The sequence below is a fragment of the Flavobacteriales bacterium genome (genome assembly GCA_016713875.1).
Taxonomy (GTDB): domain Bacteria; phylum Bacteroidota; class Bacteroidia; order Flavobacteriales_F; family PHOS-HE28; genus PHOS-HE28.
The window spans coordinates 2,225,144-2,242,754 of the sequence record JADJOI010000003.1 but is presented as its reverse complement, the minus strand read 5'-3'; the positions used below and the strand labels follow the sequence as shown (position 1 = coordinate 2,242,754).

Below are 17,611 nucleotides of genomic sequence, written 5' to 3'. Positions count from 1 at the left end.
CCCGACCCTGATGCGTCATTCCCTGATCCTTGAGCCGTTCCTTCTCTTCCTCGGCCCTTTCCCTCGCATGCGATGTTCATGCACAGCAGGCGCAGGCCGGTGACCAGTGTTTTACCCCACAAGGCTTGCCTTGCGGCCAGGACCTCAACACCATCACCACCGCGGTGCCCTTCCTGATGATCTCGGTCGACAGCCGGGCGGGGGGCATGGGCGATGCCGGGGTGGCCATCTCCCCCGACGCCAACTCGATCCATTGGAACCCCTCGAAGCTCGCCTTCGCGCCGAACGATGGGGAGTTCCACATCAGCTTCAGCCCCTGGCTGCGCAACCTGGTGCCGGACATGAGCCTGGCCTACGTGGCCGGATACGGGCGGCTCAGAAATAAGAAGTCCGCTCTCGGTGGCAGCCTGCGTTACTTCGACCTCGGCAGCATCCAGTTCACGGACCAGAACGGCAGCCCCATCCGGGAGTTCAAGCCCGCGGAGTTCGCCGTGGACATCGGGTTCGCCCAGCAGTTCAGCGACTTCTTCAGCGGGGGCATCGCCGTGCGCTATGTGAACAGCAACCTCACCGGCGGCCTCAACGTGAACAACGCCAACACCAAGGCCGGCCAGTCCGTGGCCGCGGACGTGTCGTTCTACTACCAGAAGCCCGACCTGCAGCTCGGCGACAACACCGGCACCTTCGCCTTCGGCCTCAACATCTCCAACATCGGCGCGAAGATGTCGTACTCGGAGACGGCCCGCCGCGATTTCATCCCCATCAACCTGCGCCTGGGGCCCCGCTTCACCTACGACATCGACGACTACAACAGCATCAGCTTTCATTTCGATGTGAACAAATTATTGGTGCCCACGCCGCCGATTTATGACAACGATACCACTAATATTATCGCCAGCGGCAAGGACCCCAACGTGGGGGTGGCGGAGGGAATATTCCAGAGCTTCAGCGATGCACCGGGCTGGTACGACCAGAACGGCCAGTTGGTGAGCGGCAGCAAGACCAAGGAGGAGTTCCGCGAGATCAACCTGGGCGGTGGTCTGGAGTACTGGTACGCCAAGCAGTTCGCCTTCCGCGCCGGTTACTTCTGGGAGCACTACACCAAGGGCAACCGCAAGTACTTCACCCTGGGCGCCGGTGTGCGCTACAGCATCTTCTCGATCGACCTGAGCTACCTGATCGCCAACACGCAGCGCAGCCCGCTGGCCAACACGCTGCGCTTCACGCTCGGGTTCAACTTCGACAAGAGCAAGAAGAAGAAGCAGGAGGCCGAGTGATGCGCGTCCGGGTCGGCTTCGGGTACGACGTGCACAGGCTGGCCGAAGGCCGTGCGCTGTTCCTGGGCGGCGTGGCCATCGACCACCACACCGGCCTGCTGGGCCACAGCGATGCCGATGTCCTGCTCCATGCGCTCTGCGACGCGCTGCTGGGTGCCGCGGGCCTGCCCGACATCGGCCATCATTTCCCCGACACCGACGCGCGCTGGAAGGGGGCCGACAGCACCGAACTCCTGCGCGAGGTGGTGCGCCTCATCGGCGTAAAAGGCTGGCGCGTGGGCAACGTGGACTGCAGCCTGGTGATGGAACGTCCGCGGATCAAGCCGCACATCCCGGCCATGAAGCGGGTGATCGCGCCGATCCTCGGGGTGGAGGAGGAGGCCGTGGGCATCAAGGCCACCACCAACGAGAAGCTCGGCTATGTGGGCCGCGAGGAAGGCGCCTGCGCCTACGCCGTGGCGCTCATCCAGGCCGACTGAGAAGCCATCCCGAACCGGTCCCTCGGGCTGCGCCGGGGTCTTTTACGGCCATCCATCGTTGCCTCAACCCTTACCAAGCGTCCTGCTATGCGCGGGTCTCTCGCCTCGGCTGGCCGAAGAACTCCTCCGGTTCGCTACCAAGAACCAGTTCGAGACGGCTTCTAATCGTCCCCGTCGTCCGCCGCCATCTCCGTGAAGGAGCCGGGGGCCTGCTCGTCATCGTAGTAGAACACGCGCAGCTGGGCGGTGTCGCGCAGCAGGTCGATGCGGCCCACCTCCACGCGGCTCACGGAGATGCCCAGCCGTTGCTTCAGGTCGGTGTGAAGGGCCTCGCGCTGACCGGGACGGATGAGGTCCACCCGGTCGTAGATCAGCTGGCGCATGGCCTCGTGCCGGGTGAGCCAGAGGTGCTCCAGCGCGTAGGTCACCAGCAGGATCATGCCATCGGTGAACAGCAGTTCGGCCAGGCTGATCTTCTTGCTCACGAGCGCGTTGATCACCGCCAGGCTGATGACCGCGAACAGGTAGGTCATGTCCTTGATGCTGATCTGCTCGGTGCGGTAGCGCAGGATGCCGAAGATCGCGAAGAGGCCGAAGGCGAAGCCGATGCTCAGCTTCACGTTGTTCAGCAGCACGCACAGGAAGAAGATCAGGATGTTGAACAGGAAGTAGGTGAAGAGGTAGTCCTTCTTCCGGTGGATCGGGTAGTAGATGAGGCGGATGAGGATGAAGAGCACCGCCGCGTCCAGCGCGAACTTGAAGAGCAGCTCCCACATGTCCTCGTGGAAGACGCGCATGCCGAAGAGCTTCATGGTCATCATGTCAGTGGGGGTCAGGCGGCCGGTCGCACGCGGTCGAGGTGGCGCAGCACCTCCTTGAACCGGTTGTACTTCAGTGAGGGCAACAGGCGCAGCAGGCCGATGCAGTACTTGCTCATGCCGGCCGGGCGGATGCCGTGGGCGCGCATGGCCTGGGCGAAGTGCGAACCGCGGTCGGCCCGGCCCTGCTTCAGCTCCGCCACCACGATGCCGCTCAGCGCGGCCTCGCGGGCGGGTTCGTGGAACAGGCTGAAGCGCAGGCCCAGGTCGAGGGTGAGGCGCTCCGCCCGCTCGCGGTGCACGAAGGTGAGCCGGATGAAGCGGTTCCACATCACCGGCACCAGCGGTTCGGCGCTCCGGGAGGCCGTGGCCACGAAGGCCGCCTGTTCGCCCACCAGCGCCTCGGGGATGCCGGCGACCTTCAGGCGATGCTTGTCCGTGCGGCCGGCCCCGGTCTTGCGCTTCACCTCCAGGAAGCACAGGCCGCTGCCAAGGTATTCGCGGAAGCGCACCTTGCGGCGCAGCGTACGTCCGTTGTGGTGGTCGTGGTAGTCGCGCAGCCCCGGCGTGTCGAAGTACAGCGAGCGGTAGTGGCTGCCGCGCACACCGTCCACCTCCAGCAGGCGGTAATGCGGCAGCATGTCCTCCAGCACCTCGGGCAGCAGCGCTTCGCCGAACACGTACTTGGTGTCCATGCGGTCCTGCAGCTTCACCCCGTCCATCTCCGCAAGGGTGATGGGCGCGAAACGCTCGAGTTGGGATGGCAGGTCCGACATGGCGGGGGCGCCAAATCTAGGGAACCGCGCGTGCGCGGGGCGCGGGGCGAGCCGCCCGGGGCGCTACCTTCGGCCACCTTTCCCCGGCCCATGTCCAGCACGCGCAAGGTGACCACCGTGTACATGCACCACGCCACGTGGAGCGCCCTGCCCAAGGAGGACCAGGAGCTGCTGAAGCTGGCCCAGCGGGCTGCCGGCCACGCCTACGCGCGCTATTCCCGGTTCAAGGTGGGCGCGGCGCTGCGGCTGGAGAGCGGCGAGATCGTGCCGGGCAGCAACCAGGAGAACGCCAGCTTCCCGGCGGGCATCTGCGCGGAGCGCACCGCGCTGCACGCGGCCATGAGCGTGGTGCCGAAGGGGGTGGTGGAGTGCATGGCCATCGTGGTGCCCCAGGTGAAGGGCCGTGATCCGGTGACGCCCTGTGGCATCTGCCGACAAGCCCTGCTGGAACAGGAACATCGCCAGGGTTCCCCGCTGCGCCTGCTGATGGGCATCGTTCGCGGACCCGCCCTGGAGACCTTCAGCGCCGAAAGCCTGCTGCCGCTCTCCTTCGACAGCAGCTTCCTGAAGCGCTGACCGGCATCGGGCCGGGGGCTATCTTTGGGGCCCGCCCGAAGGGCGCCACCGCCATGCCCACCAAGACCGCCCCGCCCGCCAAGAAGAACGCCCGCCCGGCCGATGGTGGCCACGGTAGGGAGACCTATCAACGCTGGTTCAAGGACATGCTGCTGATGCGGCGCTTCGAGGAGAAGTGCGGCCAGTTGTACACCATGCAGAAGTTCGGCGGCTTCTGCCACCTCTACATCGGGCAGGAGGCCATCCTCGCGGGCATGGTCACCGCCATGGGCAAGGACGACCGCATCATCACCGGCTACCGCGACCACTGCCACCCCTTGGTGCTGGGCGAAACGCCGCACCGCGTGATGGCCGAGCTCTATGGCCGCACCACCGGCACCAGCAAGGGCAAGGGCGGCAGCATGCACTTCTTCGACAAGGGCCGCAACCTGTTCGGCGGGCACGGCATCGTGGGCGGGCAGATCGGCCTGGGCGCCGGCATCGCCTTCGCCGACAAATACCGCGGCGGCGACCAGGTGACCCTGTGCATGATGGGCGACGGGGCCGTGCGGCAGGGCATGCTGCACGAGACCTTCAACATGGCCATGACCTGGAAGCTCCCGGTGGTGTTCATCATCGAGAACAACCAGTACGCCATGGGCACCAGCGTGGAGCGCACCAGCAACGTGCACGAGCTGCACCGCCTGGGCGAGAGCTACGACATGCCCGGCGAGCCCGTGGACGGCATGAAGTGCGAGGCTGTGCATGCCGCCATCGCCAAGGCCTGCGCCCACTGCCGGGAAGGACAGGGCCCCTACCTGTTGGAGATCAACACCTACCGGTACCGTGGGCACAGCATGAGCGATCCGCAGAAGTACCGCAGCAAGGAGGAGGTGGAGGCCTACAAGCAGCAGGACCCCATCGAGGACGTGCGCGCCAAACTTCTGGAACAGAAGTGGGCCACCGAGGCCGAACTGGAGGCGCTGGACGAAGCCATCAAGAAGGAGGTGGAGGAGGCCGTGCGGTTCGCCGAGGAGAGCCCGCTGCCCGATCCCAAGGAGCTGTGGGAGGACGTGTACAAGACCCCGGATTATCCTTTCATCACGGACTGACCTGTGGCATTCGCACATTCCTCCGTCCCCCGATGGTCGATGCCGCGGTGTCTCGTGTCACTCTTGTGCCTTGGCATGTTGATCGGCTGCACGGACGAGGTCGTACCTCCTGACCCTGATCCTTCACCCTCCTCGGATTATCGCGAAGCAGTGGTCGGGGTTTATTCGGGTCGCGCCTTTTTCCGTCGTACCTCTTTCGGGATCACGGTCGATTCGATGAACTGGGCATCGGATGCGATCGTGTCCTTGGATGCCTCGGATGACAGCTCCATCGTCATCTCCAGCGCGGACACCATGAAGCTCTCACCCGATCTCACGTTCGTGGGGCCGGCGAACACACCACTTCCCATGAGCTCATTCTTCTATTTGAGCGGCTCCTTCCAGGTCCAAGCGGACACCATGAGGTTGGAGTTCACGGGCCTCAGACCACTCTTCGAGTTGCTGGATGAATATGTCTACCGGGGTTCCCTGAACTAACGAAATGACCATGGCCGAGATCGTACGCATGCCGAAGTTGAGCGACACCATGACCGAGGGTGTGGTGGCGAAGTGGCACAAGAAGGTGGGGGACAAGGTGAAGAACGGTGAGATCCTTGCCGAGATCGAGACCGACAAGGCCACCATGGAGTTCGAGAGCTTCCATGACGGCGTCCTGCTGCACATCGGCGTGCCCGAGGGCAAGACCGCGGCGGTGGACAGCCTGCTCGCCGTGTTCGGCAAGGAGGGCGAGGACATCACGAAGATCCTGGCCGAAAGTGCCGCCCCTGCCCCTGCCCCTGCCTCGCCTGCCGCAGCCTCCGGCGAAGGCATGGCGCCTGCCCCTGCACCCGTAGCATCAGCACCGAAGCCCGCATCAGCTCCAGCCCCTGCCCTTGCTGCGAACGGCAGCGGCCGCAAGCATGCCAGCCCGCTCGCGAAGCGCCTGGCCGAGGAGAAGGGCATCGACATCGGTCGCGTGAAGGGCAGCGGTCCCGATGGCCGGGTGACCAAGCGCGACATCGAGGGCTGGACCGGTGGAGGCCTGGCCTACGCCGCGCCGCAGGTGGAGTCGTTCACCGAGGTGGCCGTGAGCCAGATGCGCAAGACCATCGCGCGTCGCCTGGCGGAGAGCAAGTTCAGCGCGCCGCACTTCTACCTCACGCTCGAGATCCCGATGGACCGCGCCATGCAGGTCCGCGAGGCGATCAACGCGAGCATCGCGCCCGACAAGATCAGCTTCAACGACCTGGTGATCAAGGCCGCGGCCGTGGCCCTGAAGCAGCACTCCAAGGTGAACAGCAGCTGGCTCGGCGACCGCATCCGGTTCAATGAGCATGTGCACATCGGCGTGGCCGTGGCGGTGGAGGAGGGCCTGCTGGTGCCTGTGGTGCGCTTCGCCGACGGCAAGCCCCTGCGCACGATCGGCGCCGAGGTGCGCGACATGGCGAAGAAGGCCAAGGAGAAGAAGCTGCAACCCGCCGACTGGGAGGGCAACACCTTCACCATCTCCAACCTCGGCATGTTCGGCATCGAGGAGTTCACCGCCATCATCAACCCGCCCGATGCGTGCATCCTGGCGGTGGGCGGCATCATGGAAAAGCCCGTGGTGCGTAACGGCGCCATCGTGCCCGGACACACCATGAAGGTGACCCTCAGCTGCGACCACCGCGTGGTGGACGGCGCCACCGGCGCGGCCTTCCTCAACACCTTCAAGGGGCTGATGGAGGAGCCGGCGCTGCTGCTGGGGATGGGGGCGATCTGAGGGCGTTACATCCTTCGAGAGATGAAAGTCTGGACCTCCCTGCTCAATAACGTTCGCGGTGCGCTGGTCCTGGTCCTGGTGATCATGGCCGGTTGCAAGAAGGAGGATGATGCGACCACCCCGGCAGCGAACGGTGGTGGATACGGTTCCTCGTATGCCCTGAGCCTTGAGTTGGATGGCATTCCGGTACTGAAGACCACCTCGACGGACATTTTCGTCCCGGGCGCGATGGCCAATACCAACATGGGCCTAACGGTCTGTACGAGCTATCAGGAATCCGTTGTGTCCGATTCGGTGGACGTGAACGACCGCTGGAATGTGGGCTTGGTCAAGACCTTCTATGGCTTGGGCAGCTTGCCTTCGGTGGACAGCGTGAACACCATGGTCGCGCTCGGGGCACGGTCCTATGGTGTCTTCTTGTGGAACCAATCGACCCTGACATACGAGGTCGTTGATGGTGTGCGCGTGGAATGGACGGACGCGCTCGGGGTGAAGTGGTCCACCGACCGTGGTACTGCGGATCAGACCGGAAGTAACTTCAGCATCAACGAGCGCACTTCGACCGGCGATCCGTTCGGTCCCCGTTTCACCTTCAAGGTGACCTTCAACTGCAAGCTTTACGACGGTGCTGGCAACAGCAAGTTGGTCACGAACGGTGCTCTGCACGGTCCGTTGATCACACAATGATGCTCACGCACCAGGCCGGGTGCGCTGCGCGTTGGCAGGGCATTCGACCACCATGTACCGCACCCTGTACGACCACCACCGGCGCGGCCTTCCTCAACACCTTCAAGGGGCTGATGGAGGAGCCGGCGCTGCTGCTGGGGATGGGGGCGATCTGAGCGCCGCGTCTCTTTCGAGGGCAGGGGCTATCTTGACCGGGCATGGCTGCCCAACGTCCCACCGCCCGGTGTTCCACCGAAGGCCTGTCGCGCGCGGAGGTCATCGTTCTGCTCTTTCAAGCCTTTCGCACGATGAAATGGGGCGTGGCGCACCTGCATCCCATGCGGGTGGTGGCCATCACGCCGAGGTCCGCATTCTCCTATGGCGAGGAAGTGGTCGTTGATCTCGATCATGAAGGGTTCACGGCCGTGAGCAAGTTCCAGCAATGGACCTTCGTTTCCGGCCGCAAGCGCCATCAACGCAACCTCGATGCCCTGATGGACGCCTTCGCCGAGGCGCGGGTGTCCACCACGCCGGAGATCATGGCCGCGGAACTGAAGGAGCTGGATGAGAGCGGAGCGATGCAGCAGGATGCGGCCACGGCCCATGCCAACGAGTTCCACTGGCGCGATATCGGCAGCATGTTCATTCCGCGAAGGGAGTTCTTCGCCACGCCCATGCTGATCGATGCGAGCGTGCTCGTCTTCATCGCCATGGTGGCCTCGGGGGTGCACGTGCTTTCTCCCACCGGTGCGGACCTGCTCGAATGGGGCGCGAACCACCGCCCCTACACACTGGACGGTCAATGGTGGCGGCTTTTGACCTGCTGCTTCGTACACATCGGTGTGTTCCACCTGCTCTTGAACATGTACGCCCTGCTCATGATCGGGCTTCATCTGGAGCCGCTCCTGGGCCGGTGGCACATCTTCGCGCTCTACGGCATCACGGGTGTGTTCGCCAGCCTGGCCAGTCTTTGGTGGCACGACAATACGGTCAGTGCAGGTGCCTCGGGGGCCATCTTCGGCCTGTACGGGGTTTTCCTGGCCCTGTTGTTCACCGACCTGTTCCACAAGGATGTGCGCCAGAACCTGCTCCAGAGCATCGGCATCTTCGTGGTGTACAACCTGATCTACGGCCTCAAGGGCGGAGTGGACAATGCCGCCCACATCGGCGGCCTCGCGAGCGGGCTCGCGCTCGGTGGAGGCCTCTATTTCGCGCTCAAGAAGCCGGAGCATCCGGGCTTGCACCTGGCCGCCTGGGGCGCACCCTTGCTGGTGCTGGGGGTGTGCTCCGGCCTCGTGCTGCGTTCGATCCCCGTGGACGATGCCTTGTTCCAGAAGGAGATCACCGCTTTCCAAGTCCTCGAGGAGAAGGGGCTCGCGCCGTTCAAGATGCCCGATGTGGCCACCGCAAACGCACAGCTCATCCTTGTGCAGGACAGCGGACTTCCCGCCTGGCGCGAGGCCGTAGAGCTCATGCGCCGGACGGATACGCTCGAGCTCTCTCATGAGATGGCCCGACAGCGCGACCTGTTCACCGTGTATGCCGAAGCCCGCCTCCACACCATGGAGCTCGTGGAGGCCGCACTGCTGAAAGGTGTTTCCGAACCCGATGCGGAGATGCAGGCCAGTTTCGCCCGGATCGATTCGATACTGTCCTTGATCAACGTAGAGTGAACGTGCTTTCCCTCTTGTCCGTCATCCACGCATGCGTCTTGGGGCTATCATAAGAACCGGCGCTGCTGTTGGGGATGGGGGCGATCTGATGGGCGCGGACGTCCCGCCGCTTCACCGCACCATTACCCGCTGTGCGTTGCCCGATGCAGGCTGTACGAGGTAGATCCCGGTGCTCGGATCGTCCATCCGGATGGAGAGCGTGCCTTTCGGGGGAACGGTGCCCGAGCCCACCAGCCGACCGGTGGCGTCCGTGATCGTGATGTCCAAGGGCGTGGCCCCCGACTGCGTGATCAGCATGGTGCCTTCCGCGGTGCGGACATGCAGCAACGGGTCCGCACCTGCCTCACCGATCCCGGTCTCCGCCTGCCGGATGCGCCAGAACTCGCTGGTCATGTTCGCCGATAGCGGCACCTGCCCGAAGGTGTACCGTCCGAAGCCCAGGTAGCCCATGCCACCGGCCGAACACGAAGCGCCATCCCCGCGCGGGGTTCCGGGAAAGTCAGCGAGCTGCGTCCAGCTGTCCGTGGCGGGCTCATAGGTCCACACCTCCGCCATGGTGGTGGGGTTGTTGTTCGGGTCCAGTGCGAGACCACAGACCACGAAGCCCTGCTGGGCGTAGGTGAACGCGTAGGAAGCATAGCGCGATGTGGGCAGGCCCGCACGTGGGGTCCAGGTGTCGCTCTGCGGATCATAGCGCCAGAGGTCGCTGAGGAAGTTGGTGTTGCTGCTGGCCCCGCACCCCACGTAGACCTGCTCATCGATCACGAAGCTGATGGCGCTTTGCCGCGCTCCGCCCGGGAACGATGCGCGTTGCGTCCACTGGTCCGCAGCGGGGTCGTACTCCCACCAGTCATCGTAGTAGGGGGAGAAGCCCAGGCCGGTGTAGCCCTTGGTGCTCGTGGCGCAGGAGATGGCGGTATAGCGCTCACCTCCGGGAAAGGGGGCCTTGGGCGTCCAGGTGTCGGACGATGGCTCGTACGCCCACGTGTCGTTGATCTGGATGACCGGGCTGTTGTTCGCCCACCCGCAGGTGATGTACCCCAGTCCGTTCAGGGAGAAGCCCCGTGCGCCGTACCGGTCAGGGCCCGGGCAGGGCGTGCGCGTGACCCATGTGTCCGTGGCGGGGAGGTACTCGTGCATTCCGCCGGCCAGCGCCAGAGGCGGGTGCTCAGTGATGCCGTCGCCGACGAAGATCCGCCCATCCACCGCGAACATGTACGGGCTCTGCACCGCGTAGGGCAGGTCAGCCAGATGCTGCCAGGTGATCGAAAGCTGTGCCGCGCACGGGACGGTGAGGAACAGTGGGACGAAGAGGAGCGCAGGTCGAAAGGTCGAACACATGGTCGTGGGGTTCACATCCCACAGACGGCGCCCAAGGTGCACGGTTGCCGCGGGCGGATGCAGGCCATGGTACCCAATGGTGAAGTGTTCAGCCTCATTGCACACCACCGGATGAAAGAACCGAAGGTGCACACCATCGGCGTGGCCACGCCTGTGGCGGACCGTTCGGGCATCCGGCAACAAGCCATCGGCACACGCGTTCGGGGAGCATGAACCGAACGAACATCCACCTTCGAAGCCTGCCCATGCTGCTCACGCTGCTGGTGCCGACCGCGTTCCTGTCCTGCCGCAAGGACCCCAGTGACCCACCCGCCAACGGGGACCCGACCCCGGCGGCCGCGCCGTGGTCAAAGCTTGCCGTTGGCAACACATGGACCTATGACATCGTGCAGTTCGACAGCCTGGATACCGAGGTGCCGACCAGCTGGACGGACGTCGTCACCGTCACCGGAGACTCGTTGGTGAACGGAACCACCTGGTCCGTGCTCCAAGGCACACGCAGCATCCACAACCCCGGACAGACCGGCGGCTACACACAGCTCCTGCGTGACTCGGCGGACTGCATCGTTGCGCTTGGGGGTACCTGTGTCTTCCGTGCGAACTCACCTGGGGTCACGTTGTATTCCGCCATGATCCCGCCGTCGGGCACGCGGACCTGGAGCATGGCGGATGCGTCCGCCTCCGTGGTCGTTCCGGCAGGTACGTTCGCAACGGCCGTTGTGGAAGGGGAGGTCAGTTTTCCCGGGCTGCCGGTGCGCACGTTGCGTACCCATCGCACCGCTGGCATCGGTCTGGTGCAGGACGAAACGAAGTACCTCTTCAGCGGCGGTGGCTTCCGCAAGAAGCTCAGCAGTTACACCGTGCAATGATGGTGCATCAGCGCGAGTAACTTGCCGCTCGTGCTGAAGGCCCTGAAACGCTGGTTGCGGCACCGTGCGCTGCGCGGCGATGCGGTGCGCTGCCCCTTGTGTGAACGCGGTGCCGTGGCCTACCTGCCCAGCGGCACTCCGCCCAGGCCGCACGCCCTGTGCCCCTTCTGTGGTTCGTTGGAACGCACCCGCATGATGGGCCTGGCCATGAGGCAGCGCGGCCTGCCGAAGTCCGGCCAGCGTGTACTTCATGTGGCGCCCGACCGCAGCCTCCGCGAACGGATCCAGGCGGTCCCGGGCATCACCTACATCGCCGGCGACAAAAAGGAGCCGGGCTATACCTACCCGCCGGGTACGCTGGACCTGGACGTGACGGCGATGCCCTTCGCCAACGACCATTTCGATCTGGTGATCTGCTCGCATGTGCTGGAGCACGTGCCCGACGACCGGGCCGCGATGCGCGAGCTCTTCCGCGTGCTCAAGCCCGGTGGGCTGGCCATCCTGCTGGTGCCTATGAGCGCGCAACCCACCACCGACGAGGACCCTGCGGTGACCGACCCGGACGAGCGCCTGCGCCGCTTCGGGCAGCGTGATCATGTGCGGCTTTACGGACGCGATTACTTCGACCGCCTGCGCGCAGCGGGCTTCACGGTCACGGTGGAACGGCCGGCGGCCACCCTGCCGGCGGATGCGGTCTTCCGCTTCGGCCTCAAGGCGGACGAGGACCTGGTGCTCGGGACGAAGTGATCCGCCCCTTCGGGCAGCAACGCGTTGAGTTCGGAGCGCACGCGGCGTTCCATCCGATGCAGCCGGGCTGTAACGCGCGCGGCGAGCACCGGGTCGGCCGCATGTCCCTTGCGCGTACCGGTCAACAGGTCGCGCAGCATCACCAGGTCCTGCCGCGTTCCGAGCAGCTGCTCGGCGCCACGGCATCGCTGCCGCAAGCGGACCAGCGCGCGCGGGAGCGGGCGGTCCGGCCAGAGGTCGAGGGCATGCACCACGTGCTTGATCCGTTTGCGCACGGTGTGCAGGGCATCCGCCGCGTCGTCCCGATGGAGGTGTTCGGCCGCATCGCGCAGGTCGATGTTGATGGCCTTATTCAGGGCGCGGCGCCACGCGGCCGGGCCCGACCGTCCGAGGCCGCCGGCCAGCGCAGCGTGCACCTCTTCCACCATGCGCTCATGCCGACGGAGCGCACGCTGAAGGCGATCATCGGCTTTCGGTGCGTCCTTCATCAGCCGCGTTCGGAAATGGCCGATGGATGTGCGGGACGGAACCTCGTTCGCCAACAAAGCGAGCAGCACATGGCGGTCGCGCACGCGGCCGGCCACGTCGAACAGTCGGTCCAGGCGACGCCGCAGGCGCTTCGGGGTGCCGCATCCGGGTGTGTGCCGCGCCAAGCGCAGGAGCGACCGCACGCGCTTCAGGGCCACGCGCAGGGCATGCACCTCCTCCGGACCCGGGCTCGCGATCGTGGCGGCCAGCGCCCGGTCCAGGTCCTGCACAACGCGGTCCACCGCTGGCGGCGACCTGTGCTTGCGGATGAGCGGCATCCCTCGAAGGTAACCACGGGGCCTGCGCCTAACTTGGTCCGCCGCGATGCAGCCGTGGAGCGAGACCCCCATCGAGTACCTCAAGGGCGTGGGGCCTCAGCGCGGTGAACTGTTCCGCAAGGAGCTCGGCATCGCCACCTTCAGCGACCTGTTGCATCACTTCCCGTTCCGCTACGTGGACCGGTCGCAGTTCCACCCGGTGAAGGACGCCGTGGAGGAAGGGATGGCGGTGCAGCTGAAGGGCACGCTCACGGCCATCAAGCAGGTGGGGCAGAAGCAGGGCAAGCGGCTCACCGCGTTGCTGAGCGATGGCACGGGCAGCATCGAGCTGGTGTGGTTCAAGGGCGTGAAGTGGCTGGTGCAGCTGCTGCGCGAAGGCGTGCCCTATGTGGTGTACGGCAAGGTGAGCGTGTTCAAGGGCCGGCCGAACATCGCGCATCCGGAGCTCGAGAGCGAGGAGGCCTGGCAGGTGGGCGGCGTCACGGGCCTCCAGCCGGTGTACAGCACCACCGAGAAGGCCGCCGCCAAGGGCCTGCACAGCCGCGCGATCGGCAAGCTCACCAAGGTGCTGGTGAACCTGCCCGACCTGCACCTGCCCGAGACCTTGAGCGCCGAACTGGTGGCCTGGCTGGGCGGCATGCCGCGCGCGCAGGCCTTCCGTCAGCTGCACGCCCCCACCGACGCGCAGCAGCTGGCGCTGGCCACGCGTCGGCAGAAGTTCGAGGAGCTGTTCTTCATCCAACTGGAGCTCATCCGCCAGAAGAAGCTCGTGCAGGAGCGGGTGGAAGGTCAGCGCTTCGACCGGGTGGGTGAGCTGTTGAACCGCTTCTACAAGGAGCACCTCCCCTTCGAGCCCACCAACGCCCAGAAGCGCGTGGTGAAGGAGGTGCGGCGCGACCTGGGCAGCGGCCGCCAGATGAACCGGCTCGTGCAGGGCGACGTGGGCAGCGGCAAGACGCTGGTGGCCCTGCTGAGCATGCTCATCGCGCTGGACAACGGGCGACAGGCCGCGCTGATGGCGCCCACGGAGATCCTGGCCCAGCAGCACTTCGCCACCATCGGCCGCATGCTGAAGGACATGCCCGTGGAGGTGCGCCTGCTCACCGGGAGCACGAAGGCCGCCGAACGCCGAAGCCTGCTCGCCGCCCTGCGCAGCGGTCACATCCACATCCTCATCGGCACGCACGCGCTGCTGGAGGACCCCGTGCAGTTCCACGACCTGGGCCTGGTGGTGATCGATGAGCAGCACCGCTTCGGGGTGGCGCAGCGCGCCCGGCTCTGGGCCAAGAACACCGTGCCGCCCCACGTGCTGGTGATGACGGCCACGCCCATCCCGCGCACCCTGGCGATGACCCTGTACGGCGACCTCGACGTGAGCGTGATCGACGAACTGCCGCCGGGCCGCAGGCCGGTGAAGACCGTGCACCGCTTCGACTCGGCGCGCAACGCCGTCTTCGCCTTCCTGGAGGACGAGATCCGCAAGGGGCGGCAGGTGTACGTGGTGTATCCGTTGATCGAGGAAAGCGAGAAGAGCGACCTGAAGGACCTGACGGACGGCTTCGAGGCGATCTCTCGCCGCTTCCCGCTTCCGCACTACGCGGTGAGCATCGTGCACGGCCGCATGGACCAGCCCACGAAGGATATCGAGATGGCGCGGTTCAAGAAGGGGGAGACGAGCATCCTGGTGGCCACCACGGTGATCGAGGTGGGGGTGGACGTGCCGAACGCGAGCGTGATGGTGATCGAGAACGCCGAACGGTTCGGGCTGAGCCAGCTGCACCAGTTGCGCGGCCGGGTAGGGCGCGGGGCGGAGCAGAGCTTCTGCATCCTGATGACCGGCGAGAAGCTCGGGTCGGAGGCGCGGGAGCGGATCGGCACCATGGTGCGCACCAACGACGGCTTCGAGATCGCGGAGGCCGACCTGCGACTGCGCGGCCCCGGCGACCTGATGGGCACCCAGCAGAGCGGGCTGCCGGAGCTGCACCTGGCCGACCTGGTGCACGACGTGGAACTTCTGCAGCAGGCGCGCGCCGCCGCCATCCGCATCACCGACGCCGACCCCGAGCTGCGTGATCCCGCTCAGGCGGCCATCGCCCGTGCCCTGGACGATCGCACCAAGGACAAGGCCGTGTGGGGCCGGATCAGTTGAAGCGCCTCAGGTGCGCAGGGCCTGGCGGCGGCGGCGTTCCTCAGGTGCGAGCACGTGCACCAGGCATCCGGCCGCGATGAGGAACTGCGCCCCGGCATACGTCACCATGATCAGCACCTCGCCCATGGGCACCGGCCGGGCGAACCGGTTCCGGGCCAGCAGGCTGTCCGAGGCGATGAACAGCAGGGCGCCGATGAAGACCATCCAGAAGCTGCGCGGAAAGGTGCGGCGGAACCGGAAGCCGGCGGCCACGCCCATGAGGGAGATCGCGATCGCGTACGCCACCACCGGAAGCACCAAGGCCTCGTCCAGGTAGGGCATCAGGTCGTACGCGAAGAAGAAGCCGTAGCTCAGCAGCAGGACCATGATCAGCAGGGAGATCCACATCCCTTCCGCACCGTCCACCTCCACCACGTTCTGCAGGAAGGCGACCGCATAGCAGATCTGCGCCACCAGGAAGGCCGCCAGCCCGATCAGGAAGTTGAACTCGTCCAGGTGCTGGAACATCAGCGCCACATCGCCCACCAGCGAGAAGAAGAGCCCGGCCTGCACGAGCAGCGTGAAGCGATCGCCCACGCGGCGGCTGTTGAAGAAGAACCAGCTGGACAGCACCAGCAGCAGCATCGGCTTGCAGATGAACTCCAGCACGTGCAGGCCACGCGCCTGGGCGAACAGGGTGCACATCAAGGCCGCGAAGTACAGCCCTCCATTGATCAGCAGCGACTTGCGCGGGTCCATGATGGAGCGCCAAGATAACGGCCGGCCGGTCGCCGTGTCTGTTCACCTCCCGCCGGGGGCCGTCCGGAACACGAGGGCCTCCACGCCGCGGTGCATCGTGCGCTTCTCCGGGGCCATGCCGTTGCGCCGCGCGACCGCCTGACTGCGGTGGTTGTCCGGGTCGATCAGGGAGATGAGCGTGGGGGCGAGGCGGTGCGTTCCGGCGAAGCGCCGGCAGGCCACCGCGGCCTCGGTGGCGTATCCGCCCCCCCAGTGCCCGGGCCGCAGGTGATAGCCCACCTCGAGCTCGGCCACCCCGTCCACCTCCTGCGTCAACAGACCCACCTGCCCCACGGGGGTGCCGCCCTCGCGCAGCAGCACCGCATGCAGGCCGCTCCCATCGGCCGCATAGCGGTCCAGCGAGCGGTGGATCATCGCTTCGGCGTCGGACCGGCTGCCCACGGTGAAGGGCATGAAGCGGATGGCCTCCGCGCTGGCGATGTAGTCCATCCACCAGCTCACGTCCTCCGGCACCAGCCGGCGGAACGTCAGGCGGTCCGTGGTCAGTCCGTCGAGGGAAGGGATGGGAAGGCGGATCATGATCGGTGCTTCCGAAGGGCGATGAAGGCCAGGTGGACCGCACTGAGCAGGGCCAGGACGAGCACCGCCCCCGGGGCCCACGGGATGGCGGCCGCTTTCGCCGTGGCCACCCCGAGCACCGTGAACGCCGCGATGCGCGCAGCCTCGGAGAGCAGTACGGGCCGACCGCCTTCCATCATCAGCCCCATGTTCATCACCCACCAGATGATCAGCAGGGCCACACCGCCTTGCATCCAAGGGGCCAGGTGCTGTTGCCTGAACAGGAACAGCGAGGTGACGAGGAGGAGCAGGGCGAACTGCGCACCGGTGTACACGCGCGTGCGGCGGTCCACCGAGGTGTCGAACACACGGTAGGTCTTGCGGTCCTTGGCATGCGGCCCTTGGAAGCCGCCCAGCTCTGCGGGGCGCCACCCCGGCGGCTTCAGGAACACCCGCAGCTTGTCGCTCCACCGCGTGCAGCGCCCGGCCAGCCCGAACAGATCGCCCCAGTAGTGGAAGTTGGCCTTCACCGGGTCCCAGCTGGCGAGCGGGGTGGTGATGCCGTACACGGGCTCCTCCTCCTCCCGCTGGAAGGTGCCGAACAACCGGTCCCACACGATGAGCGTCCCGGCGTGGTTCCGGTCGATGTACTTGGGGTCGCTGCCATGGTGCACACGGTGGTGGCTGGGTGTGTTGAACACCGCCTCCAACGGACCCATCCGCCCGATGGCCTTGGTGTGGATCCAGAACTGGTACAGCGTGTTGAAGGCGCCTACGGTGACGATGAGCAGTGGGTGGATGCCGAGCACGGCCATGGGCACGTAGAACCACCAGCTGAACAGGCCCTGCCACCAGCTTTGCCGCAGGGCCACGCTCAGGTTGTACTCCTCGCTCTGGTGGTGCACGATGTGCGCGGCCCACAGGAAGTTCACCTCGTGGCTCAGCCGGTGGAACCAGTAGTAGAGCAGGTCCACCAGCAGGAACGCGACGATCCAGGTGAGCGCGGTGGCGGGCAACGTGAACACCCGCAGGTGGTCATAGGTCCACAGGTACCCCGCGAAGATGACCGCCTTGGTGAAGGCGCCCACCACTTGCGATCCGATGCCGCAGCCCAGGTTGGCGATGAAGTCGTTCAGCCGGTACACCTGCCGTCCGCTCCACGCGCTCCAGGCCAGTTCGATGCCCATGAGCAGGAAGAAGAGCGGGATGGACAGGATGATGTACTCCATGACCGAGGTCCAAAGCTAGGCCGGTGCGGACCGGACCGGAACGGACGAAGGCGCTCGACGCTCGACCGTGGAGGAGC

The 17,611-nt window shown here is 65.8% G+C and carries 18 protein-coding genes; 11 read left to right on the top strand and 7 right to left on the bottom strand.

Annotated features, from left to right (window positions below):
* The first annotated feature begins 125 nt into the window (after positions 1-125).
* Both porV and IPJ87_11115 read left to right on the top strand, forming a co-directional pair.
* Positions 126-1,277, top strand: coding sequence for a type IX secretion system outer membrane channel protein PorV (porV, locus tag IPJ87_11120; protein ID MBK7942405.1), 1,152 nt, complete (start codon positions 126-128; stop codon positions 1,275-1,277).
* Complete coding sequence (locus IPJ87_11115; protein MBK7942404.1) at positions 1,277-1,756, top strand: 2-C-methyl-D-erythritol 2,4-cyclodiphosphate synthase; 480 nt, start codon at positions 1,277-1,279, stop codon at positions 1,754-1,756. Before porV ends, IPJ87_11115 begins: the two co-directional genes overlap by 1 nt.
* A 161-nt stretch (positions 1,757-1,917) precedes the next feature.
* Here the strand turns inward: IPJ87_11115 and IPJ87_11110 are convergent, their stop codons facing one another.
* Together IPJ87_11110 and IPJ87_11105 are read right to left on the bottom strand one after the other, a co-directional pair.
* Entirely contained in the window at positions 1,918-2,577 is a 660-nt protein-coding gene (locus IPJ87_11110) for a DUF4956 domain-containing protein (GenBank protein MBK7942403.1), read from the bottom strand.
* A gap of 11 nt (positions 2,578-2,588) precedes the next feature.
* Positions 2,589-3,350 (bottom strand): polyphosphate polymerase domain-containing protein, encoded by a 762-nt coding sequence (locus IPJ87_11105; GenBank protein ID MBK7942402.1) that lies wholly within the window; start codon positions 3,348-3,350, stop codon positions 2,589-2,591.
* A 123-nt stretch (positions 3,351-3,473) separates the two neighbouring features.
* On the opposite strand from IPJ87_11105, the gene IPJ87_11100 reads away from it, so the two are divergent.
* From IPJ87_11100 to IPJ87_11070, 7 genes are all read left to right on the top strand, one after another.
* Positions 3,474-3,926: a cytidine deaminase gene (locus IPJ87_11100; GenBank protein ID MBK7942401.1), complete on the top strand. Its 453-nt coding sequence runs from the start codon at positions 3,474-3,476 to the stop codon at positions 3,924-3,926.
* Positions 3,927-3,979: 53 nt separating this feature from the next.
* On the top strand, positions 3,980-5,017 hold the full coding sequence (gene pdhA / locus IPJ87_11095; protein MBK7942400.1) for a pyruvate dehydrogenase (acetyl-transferring) E1 component subunit alpha: 1,038 nt from the start codon (positions 3,980-3,982) through the stop codon (positions 5,015-5,017).
* 75 nt (positions 5,018-5,092) lie between these two features.
* Positions 5,093-5,494 (top strand): hypothetical protein, encoded by a 402-nt coding sequence (locus tag IPJ87_11090; protein MBK7942399.1) that lies wholly within the window; start codon positions 5,093-5,095, stop codon positions 5,492-5,494.
* 10 nt (positions 5,495-5,504) lie between these two features.
* Positions 5,505-6,758 (top strand): pyruvate dehydrogenase complex dihydrolipoamide acetyltransferase, encoded by a 1,254-nt coding sequence (locus tag IPJ87_11085; GenBank protein MBK7942398.1) that lies wholly within the window; start codon positions 5,505-5,507, stop codon positions 6,756-6,758.
* Positions 6,759-6,779: 21 nt separating this feature from the next.
* Positions 6,780-7,445, top strand: coding sequence for a hypothetical protein (locus tag IPJ87_11080; GenBank protein MBK7942397.1), 666 nt, complete (start codon positions 6,780-6,782; stop codon positions 7,443-7,445).
* Entirely contained in the window at positions 7,442-7,600 is a 159-nt protein-coding gene (locus tag IPJ87_11075) for a hypothetical protein (protein MBK7942396.1), read from the top strand. Before IPJ87_11080 ends, IPJ87_11075 begins: the two co-directional genes overlap by 4 nt.
* A gap of 42 nt (positions 7,601-7,642) precedes the next feature.
* Positions 7,643-9,097, top strand: a complete 1,455-nt coding sequence (locus IPJ87_11070) for a rhomboid family intramembrane serine protease (GenBank protein MBK7942395.1) — start codon at positions 7,643-7,645, stop codon at positions 9,095-9,097.
* A gap of 111 nt (positions 9,098-9,208) precedes the next feature.
* Here IPJ87_11070 and IPJ87_11065 read toward each other — a convergent pair whose 3' ends face one another.
* Positions 9,209-10,438 (bottom strand): hypothetical protein, encoded by a 1,230-nt coding sequence (locus IPJ87_11065; protein ID MBK7942394.1) that lies wholly within the window; start codon positions 10,436-10,438, stop codon positions 9,209-9,211.
* Positions 10,439-10,683: 245 nt separating this feature from the next.
* On the opposite strand from IPJ87_11065, the gene IPJ87_11060 reads away from it, so the two are divergent.
* Positions 10,684-11,307: a hypothetical protein gene (locus IPJ87_11060; GenBank protein ID MBK7942393.1), complete on the top strand. Its 624-nt coding sequence runs from the start codon at positions 10,684-10,686 to the stop codon at positions 11,305-11,307.
* A gap of 617 nt (positions 11,308-11,924) precedes the next feature.
* Here IPJ87_11060 and IPJ87_11055 read toward each other — a convergent pair.
* Positions 11,925-12,860 (bottom strand): CHAD domain-containing protein, encoded by a 936-nt coding sequence (locus tag IPJ87_11055; protein ID MBK7942392.1) that lies wholly within the window; start codon positions 12,858-12,860, stop codon positions 11,925-11,927.
* Positions 12,861-12,906: 46 nt separating this feature from the next.
* Between IPJ87_11055 and recG the strand changes: the two genes are divergently transcribed.
* Entirely contained in the window at positions 12,907-15,009 is a 2,103-nt protein-coding gene (recG, locus tag IPJ87_11050; protein ID MBK7942391.1) for an ATP-dependent DNA helicase RecG, read from the top strand.
* Between the two features lie 6 nt (positions 15,010-15,015).
* Here the strand turns inward: recG and IPJ87_11045 are convergent, their stop codons facing one another.
* From IPJ87_11045 to IPJ87_11035, 3 genes are read right to left on the bottom strand one after another with little or no spacing between them, the layout of a single operon-like run.
* Positions 15,016-15,747, bottom strand: coding sequence for a lysoplasmalogenase (locus IPJ87_11045; GenBank protein ID MBK7942390.1), 732 nt, complete (start codon positions 15,745-15,747; stop codon positions 15,016-15,018).
* A gap of 42 nt (positions 15,748-15,789) precedes the next feature.
* Positions 15,790-16,326, bottom strand: coding sequence for a GNAT family N-acetyltransferase (locus tag IPJ87_11040; GenBank protein MBK7942389.1), 537 nt, complete (start codon positions 16,324-16,326; stop codon positions 15,790-15,792).
* Complete coding sequence (locus IPJ87_11035) at positions 16,323-17,534, bottom strand: sterol desaturase family protein (protein ID MBK7942388.1); 1,212 nt, start codon at positions 17,532-17,534, stop codon at positions 16,323-16,325. Before IPJ87_11035 ends, IPJ87_11040 begins: the two co-directional genes overlap by 4 nt.
* Between the last annotated feature and the right edge of the window lie 77 nt (positions 17,535-17,611).